This is a genomic window from Streptomyces sp. LS1784 (genome assembly GCF_020103755.1).
GTDB lineage: Bacteria > Actinomycetota > Actinomycetes > Streptomycetales > Streptomycetaceae > Kitasatospora.
On record NZ_JAHSQD010000350.1, the window covers coordinates 1 to 8,845 of the forward strand.

Consider the following 8,845-nt stretch of genomic DNA (forward strand, 5'->3'; position numbering starts at 1 on the left):
GGCGGAGGGCGGCAGCGCGGCGTGCTCGGCGACGCGCCGGGCGAGGGCCCGGGGCAGGCCGCCCGGCGGGGAGACGCCGAGCAGCAGGCCGATGCCGCTGATCGCGCGCCCGTCGGCGACGACGGCGGGTCGGTCGCCGAGTTCGCGCAGCGCGCTGACCAGGGCGGGAGTCGTGGGCACGGTGATCACTCCGGGGTGCGGGTCGGAAACCGCACTACTGAACCATGTGGTCGGGGCGGGAAAGACTGCCCGCGAGTCAAAGTTCTGTAATGATTTTCATATCGGACAGCCAAGCTGTCGAGGCGAAGTCGCCGCGAAGTGGTCGGAACTTCGCATTCCGGAAGGTCCGTGCAATCCCTTGACAGGTGGTTCGGGTGCTGGATCAATGGAGCCACCCGAGCTGACCGAACGATCGGTAGGCAGCTCCGGCAGGCAGAGCTGCGAAGGAGCGACGATGACCGGCACCGCACCCGTCCCGAGCCGACACCTCGGGGAGCCGCTCCCGCCAGAGCTGCTGGACGCGGGCGAGCGGATGGGCCCGGAGGAGCTGCGTGCCCACCAGCTCACCCGGCTGAGGGCCACCCTGCGGCACGCGTACGACAACGTCGAGCTCTACCGCCGCAAGTTCGACGCCGCCGGGGTCCGCCCCGAGGACTGCCGCACCCTGGACGACCTCGCCCGCTTCCCCTTCACCACCAAGGCCGACCTGCGCGAGGGCTACCCCTTCGGCATGTTCGCCGTCCCGATGGAACAGGTCCGCCGGATCCACGCCTCCAGTGGCACCACCGGGCTGCCGACCGTGGTCGGCTACACCGAGAACGACCTCTCCATGTGGGCCGACGTGGTCGCCCGCTCGATCCGCGCGGCCGGTGGCCGGCCCGGCCACAAGGTGCACATCGCCTACGGCTACGGGCTGTTCACCGGCGGCCTGGGCGCGCACTACGGTGCCGAGCGGGCCGGCTGCACCGTCATCCCGGCCTCCGGTGGCATGACGGCCCGCCAGGTGCGACTGATCCTGGACTTCGAGCCCGAGATCATCATGGTCACCCCGTCCTACCTGCTGACCCTGCTGGATGAGTTCGAGAAGCAGGGCGTCGATCCGCGCAGCACCTCGCTGCGGGTCGGCATCTTCGGGGCCGAGCCCTGGACCGAGGAGATGCGGCGCGAGATCGAGGAGCGGCTCGACCTGCACGCCGTCGACATCTACGGCCTCTCCGAGGTGGTCGGCCCGGGCATCGCGCAGGAGTGCGTGGAGACCAAGGACGGGCTGCACATCTGGGAGGACCACTTCTACCCCGAGGTCGTCGACCCGTTCACCGACGAGGTGCTGCCCGATGGGGAGGGCGGCGAACTGGTCTTCACCTCGCTCACCAAGGAGGCGCTGCCGATCATCCGTTACCGCACCCGCGACCTCAGCCGGCTGCTGCCCGGCACCGCGCGGCCGGCCTTCCGGCGGATGGAGAAGGTCACCGGGCGCAGCGACGACATGATCATCCTGCGCGGGGTGAACGTCTTCCCGACCCAGATCGAGGAGATCCTGCTGCGCACCCCGGGCGTCGCGCCGCACTTCCAGCTGCGGCTCGGCCGGAAGGGGCGGCTGGACCACATGACCGTCCGGGTGGAGGCCCGGCCGGAGGCCTCGGCCGAACAGCGGGAGGCGGCGCGGGCGGAGATCGTCCGGGCGGTGAAGGACGGGGTCGGGATCACGGTCGCGGCCGAGGTGGTGGACCCGTACACGCTGGAGCGCTCGGTCGGGAAGATCAAGCGGGTGGTGGACGAGCGGGCCTGAATCGGGCCGCGGGCGCGGGCGCGGGGAGGCGGGCGTGCGGCGTGTGGCGTGCGGGCCTGCGGGCCTGCGGGCGCATCCCCGTGCCGGCGTGCGGACGCGGCCCCGTGCGGGCTCTATGCTGCGGGGCATGCCGAGTGAGCTGCCCACTCTTCAGCCCGCCGAGGACCTCGCCTTCATCCGGCGGGAGACCGTGCTGAAGCCCGTCCCCTTCGTGCCCGAGATCAGCCTGCACATGGCCGAGGACGCCATCGCCCTGTGGGAGACCACCGAGCGGGCGCGCGGGGAGGCCGGGCTGCCGCCGCCGTTCTGGGCCTTCGCCTGGGCGGGCGGGGTGGCGGTCGCCCGCTACGTGCTGGACCACCCCGAACTGGTCGCGGGCCGTACGGTGTTGGACGTCGCGGCCGGCTCCGGGCTGGTCGGGGTGGCCGCCGCGCTGTGCGGGGCGACGGAGGTGCGCGCCGCCGAGATCGACGCCTACGCGGTGGCCGCGATCGGACTGAACGCCGAGGTCAACGGGGTGCGGGTGGAAGGCACCCTGGTGGACCTGGTGGACGGCGACGGCGGGCCCGCCGAGGTGGTGCTCGCGGGCGACGTCTTCTACGAACGGGCCATGGCCGCCCGCTTCCTGCCCTTCCTGGAACGGGCCGCGGCGCGCGGCGCGACCGTCATCGTCGGCGACCCGGGCCGCGCCTACCTGCCCCGGCAGCGCTTCACCGCGGTGGCGGCGTACCGGGTGCCGGTGGTCGCGGACCTGGAGGACACCGCGGTCAAGACCACCACCGTGTGGCGCCTCGGCTGACGGTCCGTCGCCCAGCCGCTCAGTCGGGCCAACCGTGCCGGGCCGCCTTGAGGCCGGCCTCGAAACGGCGGCCAGGTCGTCTACGGCGCCGAGTTCGGCAACCCCGACGACGTTCCCATCACCTGGCTGAGCGACCGCGGGGGTGACCAGCGGGGCCCGGCCGGACCACGTCCGGCCGGGCCCTGGTCGTCGTTCCCCGCTTCCTAGCCGCGCAGGCGGGCCAGCCAGGCCTCGACCTCGTCGGAGCGGCGTGGGAGGTCGGCGGAGAGGTTCTCGTTGCCGTCCTCGGTGACCAGGATGTCGTCCTCGATCCGCACCCCGATGCCCCGGTACTCCTCCGGCACCGTCAGGTCGTTCTCCTGGAAGTAGATGCCCGGCTCCACGGTGAGCACCATGCCCGGTTCGAGCGGGCCGTCGACGTGCTCCTCGGTGCGGGAGTGGGCGCAGTCGTGGACGTCGATGCCCAGCATGTGGCCGGTGCCGGCCAGGGTGAAGCGGCGGTGCAGGCCCAGCTCGTACACCTTGTCCGCGCCGAGGTCGCCGAACAGGCCCCAGGAGGTGAGGTGTTCGGCGAGCTCGCGCTGCGCGGCGTGGTGGAAGTCACGGAACTGCCCACCCGGTCGCACTGCCGCGATGCCGGCCTCCTGGGCCGCGTACACGGCGTCGTAGACCTTGCGCTGGAGCTCGGTGAAGCGGCCGCTGACCGGGAGGGTGCGGGTGACGTCGGCGGTGTAGAGGTGGTTGGTCTCCACGCCCGCGTCGAGCAGCAGCAGGTCGCCGGGCCGGGCGTGGCCGTTGTTGCGCACCCAGTGCAGGGTGGTCGCGTGCGGACCGGCCGCGGCGATGGTGCTGTAGCCCACGTTGTTGCCCTCGACCCGGGCACGGACGAAGAAGGTGCCCTCGATCAGCCGCTCGGCGGTCTCGGAGTCGGTGCCGAGGACACGCACCACGTCCTCGAAGCCGCGGGCGGTGGCGGCGCAGGCGAAGCGCAGCTCCTCGATCTCGAACTCGTCCTTGACCAGGCGCAGCCCGGACAGGAAGACCTCGAACTCCTCGTCCCGCTCGGCGACCGCCCGGTCCGCGAGGGCCTCCTCCACGCCCGCGTCGTGGCGGCGCAGCACCCGCACCGGGCCGGTGGCGGCACGAAGGTCGGAGCGGACGGTGCGGACGTCCCGGCAGGGCAGGCCGAACAGCCGCTCGCTCTCGGTGAGGCTGTTGCGGCGGCCGTCCCACAGCTCGCCGTGGTTGTCCAGCCAGAACTCGCCGTTGTCGGTGCGGGAGCGGTCGCGCAGGTAGAGCACCGCCTCGTGGCCGCTGTCCCCGGTCGGCCTGAGCACCAGGACGGCGTCCTCGGACTGGTCGCCGGTCAGGTAGGCGTAGTCGGAGGAGGGGCGGAACGCGTAGTCGGTGTCGTTGGCCCGCACCTTGGGGTTGCCGGCCGGGACCACCAGCAGCTCGCCGGGGAAGGCGGCGGACAGCTCCGCGCGGCGGCGGGCGGTGTGCGCGGCCTGCGGGACGGGCTCCAGGGCGGTGCGCTCGGTGTCGGCCCAGCCCTGCTTCATGCTCTCGGCGAGTTCGTCCGTGACGCCACGGGTCAGGCCGTTCTTCCGGTACTTGATGGTCTCGGCGGGCTCGGTCACTACGGTCTCCTGGTGAGGGGGGTGGATGCGAGGTGCTTCGCTAGGCTGCCCCGTCCGTCGGCATGCGACCCGTACGGTATACCGAACACTGCCGGGAGAGAAGAGGTCGAGCGTGAACGATGCCGAGGAATCCGTCCGGGGCGTCCTCGCCGCCAACCTGAAGCGGGTGCGGGCCCAGCGCAGACTGTCGCTGTCCGAGCTGTCCCGGCAGGCCGGGGTCGGCAAGGCGACGCTCTCCCAGCTGGAGTCCGGGGCCGGCAACCCCACCCTGGAGACCGTGCTCGGGCTCTCCCGGGTGCTCGGCGTGCCGATCTCCGACCTGGTCGAGGCCCGGCCCGCCGGCGAGGTCACGGTAGTGCGCGCGGCCGAGACCGAGGTGCTCAGCGGCCGGGGCGTCGACCTGCGCCCGCTGCGCCGGATCGAGTCCGGGGACACGGTGTTCGAGATCTACGACCAGGTGGTGCGGACCGGCGCCGCGCAGGAATCCGCCGGCCACACCGGCACCGAGCACACCGTCGTCCAGACCGGCCGGCTGGGCGTGCGGGTCGACGGCCGCGAGGTCGAGCTCGGCCCCGGCGACTACATCGGCTTCGACGCCGCGCTGCCGCACGCCTACACCGCGCTGGGCGGCGAGCAGGTGCGGTCGGTGCTGGTGCTCCAGTACCGGGCCGAGCAGCACGGCCACCTCGCCGAGCCGGCCCGGCCGGCCTCGTGGGGGCTCTGGCACTGAGCGAGCCGCACGGGGACGGTGGGGGCGGTTCGCCGCACCGCTGCACCGCCTGGTCGCCGCACCGCCGGATCGTTCGGATTACCGAACGGCCGGAGCTCGCAGCGGGACCCGGCCGCCGCTCTCGGCGCTTCCCCGATCGGCGACCTGGCGGTCGTCGCCGAGGTGATGGCCGCCGACAGGAGCTGACCGTCGGCTGACCAGTGCCTTGACCACGGCACCGGAAACCGGACAGCCCGGTCGTCGGCTCAGCTGAGCCGACGACCGGGCTGTCCGGGGGTGTCGGGGCGTGCGGTCAGACGGTGACCTGTTCGGCCCGCTCCGCCTGGCGGCCGACGGGCTGCTGGGCGGTGGCCGAGGTGTTCTCCCGGGGGGCGGGGAGTACGGCCATGATCACGCCGGAGATCACGATGGTCGCCGCCCAGGCGAGCCCGTACCTGCCGACGGGAGTGTCGGAGAGCGGGCCGGCGAACCAGTCGCACTTGGTGAAGGCGAGCCCGATCAGCAGCGCGAGCACCCAGGACACCATCGCCTGCCAGCAGAAGCCGCCCGTGTACCAGTACCGGCTGTTCCTGCTGGTGTCCATCAGCGCGGCGGCGTCGTAGCGCACCGCACGCGACCGGCGCCGGAACATGTCCACCGCGTAGACGCCGATCCAGGCCGAGAAGGAGACGGCGAGCAGGATCAGGAAGGTGATGAAGGAACCCAGGAAGCTCTTGGCGACCAGCATCAGCAGCAGGCCGCCGACCAGCGAGATCACGGCGTTGATGCTGACGGCCATGGCGCGCGGCAGCCTGACGCCCATGGTCTGCGCGGTGAAGCCGGCCGAGTACATGGAGAGGCTGTTGATCAGCAGCATGCCCACGATCGCGGTCAGCAGGTAGGGCACGGCCAGCCAGGTCGGCAGCAGGTCGCCGAGGAAGGAGACCGGGTCCGCGGCCTGCGCCAGGCCGGGCGAGGCCACCGCCATCACGGCACCCATCAGCACCATCGGCACCATCACCAGGCCGGCGCCGGAGACCGTCACGCCGGCGATCTTCCTGCCGGAGACGGAGTGCGGCAGGTAGCGGGTGAAGTCCGGGCCGGTGGGGACCCAGCTGATGCCGCCGGCGGCGATGGTCCCGATGCCGGCGATCATCATCGTCGTGGTGCCCGCGGGCTTGGAGAAGACCTCGCCCCAGTGCATGGTCGCGACCAGGTAGCCCAGCACCAGCACGCTGAAGACGCCGAAGAGGTACGTCGACCAGGTGTTGCAGACGTTCAGCGCCTTGCGGCCCATGCCGGAGACCAGGAAGGTGCAGGTGACGAAGGCGAAGAGCGTGATCACGATCAGCGCGGTGTTGCTCTTGACACCGAAGAGCAGGTCAAGGACGGTCAGCACGGCGTAGGCACCGGTGACGGCGTTGATCGTCTCCCAGCCGAACCGGGCAATCCAGAGGATCGCGCCGGGGAAGAGGTTCCCGCGCACCCCGAAGGTGGCCCGCGAGAGGGTCGCGCCCGGCGCCCCGCCCCACTTCCCGGAGACCGACAGCACGCCGACCATGCCGAACGAGACGAGCGCGGCGCACGCGGCGACGACCAGGACCTGCCAGAAGTTCAACCGGTTGAACACCACCAGGGCCGCACCCATGGTGAGAAGCAGGACGCTGATGTTCGTCGCGGCCCAGGTCGGGAAGAGCTCGCGGACTCTGCCCCGGCGCTCGTGGTCGGGGACGGGTTCGATACCGCGGGTCTCTACAGCGCCGTCGGTGTCGGCGGTGGACAGGTTGTCCATGAGGGTGGCTCCGTGCGTGTGAAGCGGGAGGTTAATCGGTCAAATGGGGCATTTATGGAACTCTTCGCGCGTAGCACGGGAGTTGCTCCATCCTACTTTGTTCCGGATGTGACCCGATTGTGCGGTTGCTCACCGACGGTGAGGCGCCGGGCGGTCGGGCGGAACTTCGGCGTCCCCACCGGCGCGCCCGAGGCCGAAAAACGGGTGCCGCCGGCCCGTCGGATGGAGCAGCATGGCCCGCATGTCCGACACCTCAGTACTCACCCGCGCAGAGGCCGTCGAGCGCCACCGTCTGCTCGACGTCCGCACCGTTCACCTCGACCTCGACCTGACCCGCGGCCGGGAGGTGTTCGGCTCCACCACGGTGATCCGCTTCGGCTGCACCACCCCGGGCGCCGGGACCTACGTGGATGTCAAACCGGCCGGACTCCACCGGGTGGTGCTGAACGGCCGCGAACTGGACGTCGACGCGCTGCGGGCCGGGCGCTTCCCGCTGACCGACCTGGCGGCCGACAACGAACTCACCGTCGAGGCCGACATGGCCTACTCGCACACCGGCGAGGGCATGCACCGCTTCGCGGACCCCGCCGACGGCGAGGACTACGTCTACACCCAGTCCTTCCTCGACGACGGCCCGCGGGTGTTCGCATCCTTCGACCAGCCCGACCTCAAGGCGCAGTACACGGTGTCCGTCACCGCGCCGCAGCAGTGGACCGTGGTCGGCAACGGTGTGGGCCGCCAGGTCTCGCCCGGCCGCTGGGAGTTCGCGCCCACCCCGGCGATCAGCAGCTACCTGGTCTCCGTGGTGGCCGGCCCGCTGCACTCGGTGCGCGCCGAGCACGACGGGATCCCGCTCGGCCTGCACTGCCGCCGCTCGCTCGCCGCCCACCTGGACGCCGACGCCCCCGAGCTGCTGGAGATCACCCGGCAGGGCTTCGACCACTACCACCGGGTCTTCCGGCACCGCTACCCCTTCGACAGCTACGACCAGTGCTTCGTGCCGGAGTTCAACGCCGGTGCGATGGAGAACCCGGGCTGCGTCACTCTGCGCGACGAGTACGTCTTCCGCTCCGCCGTGGCCGACACCAAACGCGAGGAACGCGCCTTGGTGGTGGTGCACGAGATGGCGCACATGTGGTTCGGCGACCTGGTCACCATGAAGTGGTGGGACGACCTGTGGCTGAACGAGTCCTTCGCCGAGTACATGGCCTACAGCGTCACCGCCACCTCCACCCGCTTCACCAGCGCCTGGACCGGCTTTGCCGCCGACCGCAAGACCTGGGGCTACGACGCCGACCAGCGCCCCTCCACCCACCCGGTGGCACCCGGCACGGTGGACGACACCGCCCAGGCGCTGCAGAACTTCGACGGCATCTCCTACGCCAAGGGCGCCGCCGCACTGCGCCAGCTGGTCGCCTGGCTCGGTGAGGAGGCCTTCCTGGCCGGAGTCAACGACTACTTCGACGAGCACGCCTTCGGCAACGCCACCCTCGACGACCTGCTCCGCGCGCTGGCGGCGGCCAGTGGCCGCGACGTCCACGGCTGGGCCGACCGCTGGCTGCGCACCACCGGCGTGGACACCCTGCGGTTGACCGACGGCCGGATCGAGCACACCTCGGCCGACGGCGGGCGGCGCCCGCACCGGCTGACCGTGGGCCACTACCGGCGCACCGCCGAGGGCACCCTGGAGCTGGCCGACCGCGTGCCCCTCGACCTGGCGGCCGACGGCACCGCGGCGCAGCCGGCCGCGGCCGAGCTGACCCTGCTCAACGACACCGACCTCAGCTTCGTCAAGATCCGTCTCGACCCCGGCTCCTGGCAGACCGTGCGCTCCTCGCTCGGCGCGGTGCCCGAGGAGCTGGCCCGGGCGGTGCTCTGGAGCGCCGCCCGGGACCAGGTGCGCGACGGGGAGCTGGCGCCCGGCGAGTACCTGGAGCTGGTCGCCGCCCACCTGTCCGGCGAGACCTCGGTGCACCTGGTGGATGCGGTGCTCTCCTTCGCCCGCGAGTTCGTGGTGGACTGCGCCGTGCCGCCGGCCGGGCGGCCGGCGGCGCTGGCCGGACTGGCACAGGTCTGCCGAACCCTGCTGCGCCGCACCGACGGCGCGCCGGACCGC

The 8,845-nt window shown here is 71.9% G+C and carries 7 protein-coding genes; 4 read left to right on the forward strand and 3 right to left on the reverse strand.

The features are described from left to right. A partial coding sequence (locus KS423_RS30350; protein WP_224282978.1) for a hypothetical protein occupies nt 1–180 on the reverse strand: 180 nt, incomplete at its 3' end. A 274-nt stretch (nt 181–454) separates the two neighbouring features. On the opposite strand from KS423_RS30350, the gene paaK reads away from it, so the two are divergent. Further along, the gene (paaK, locus tag KS423_RS30355) at nt 455–1,789 is read left to right on the forward strand and encodes a phenylacetate--CoA ligase PaaK (RefSeq protein ID WP_224282979.1); all 1,335 of its coding nucleotides are present in this window, start codon (nt 455–457) and stop codon (nt 1,787–1,789) included. 127 nt (nt 1,790–1,916) lie between these two features. Next, nucleotides 1,917–2,588, forward strand: a complete 672-nt coding sequence (locus KS423_RS30360; protein WP_224282980.1) for a methyltransferase — start codon at nt 1,917–1,919, stop codon at nt 2,586–2,588. 203 nt (nt 2,589–2,791) lie between these two features. Here KS423_RS30360 and KS423_RS30365 read toward each other — a convergent pair whose 3' ends face one another. Next, a complete protein-coding gene (locus tag KS423_RS30365) occupies nt 2,792–4,228 on the reverse strand; it encodes an aminopeptidase P family protein (protein WP_224282981.1) in 1,437 nt (478 codons plus the stop codon). A 112-nt stretch (nt 4,229–4,340) separates the two neighbouring features. On the opposite strand from KS423_RS30365, the gene KS423_RS30370 reads away from it, so the two are divergent. After that, nucleotides 4,341–4,958, forward strand: a complete 618-nt coding sequence (locus KS423_RS30370; protein WP_224282982.1) for a helix-turn-helix domain-containing protein — start codon at nt 4,341–4,343, stop codon at nt 4,956–4,958. Nucleotides 4,959–5,250: 292 nt separating this feature from the next. Here KS423_RS30370 and KS423_RS30375 read toward each other — a convergent pair whose 3' ends face one another. Further along, complete coding sequence (locus KS423_RS30375; protein ID WP_224282983.1) at nt 5,251–6,729, reverse strand: cytosine permease; 1,479 nt, start codon at nt 6,727–6,729, stop codon at nt 5,251–5,253. A gap of 241 nt (nt 6,730–6,970) precedes the next feature. On the opposite strand from KS423_RS30375, the gene pepN reads away from it, so the two are divergent. Then, a partial coding sequence (gene pepN, locus KS423_RS30380) for an aminopeptidase N (RefSeq protein ID WP_224282984.1) occupies nt 6,971–8,845 on the forward strand: 1,875 nt, incomplete at its 3' end.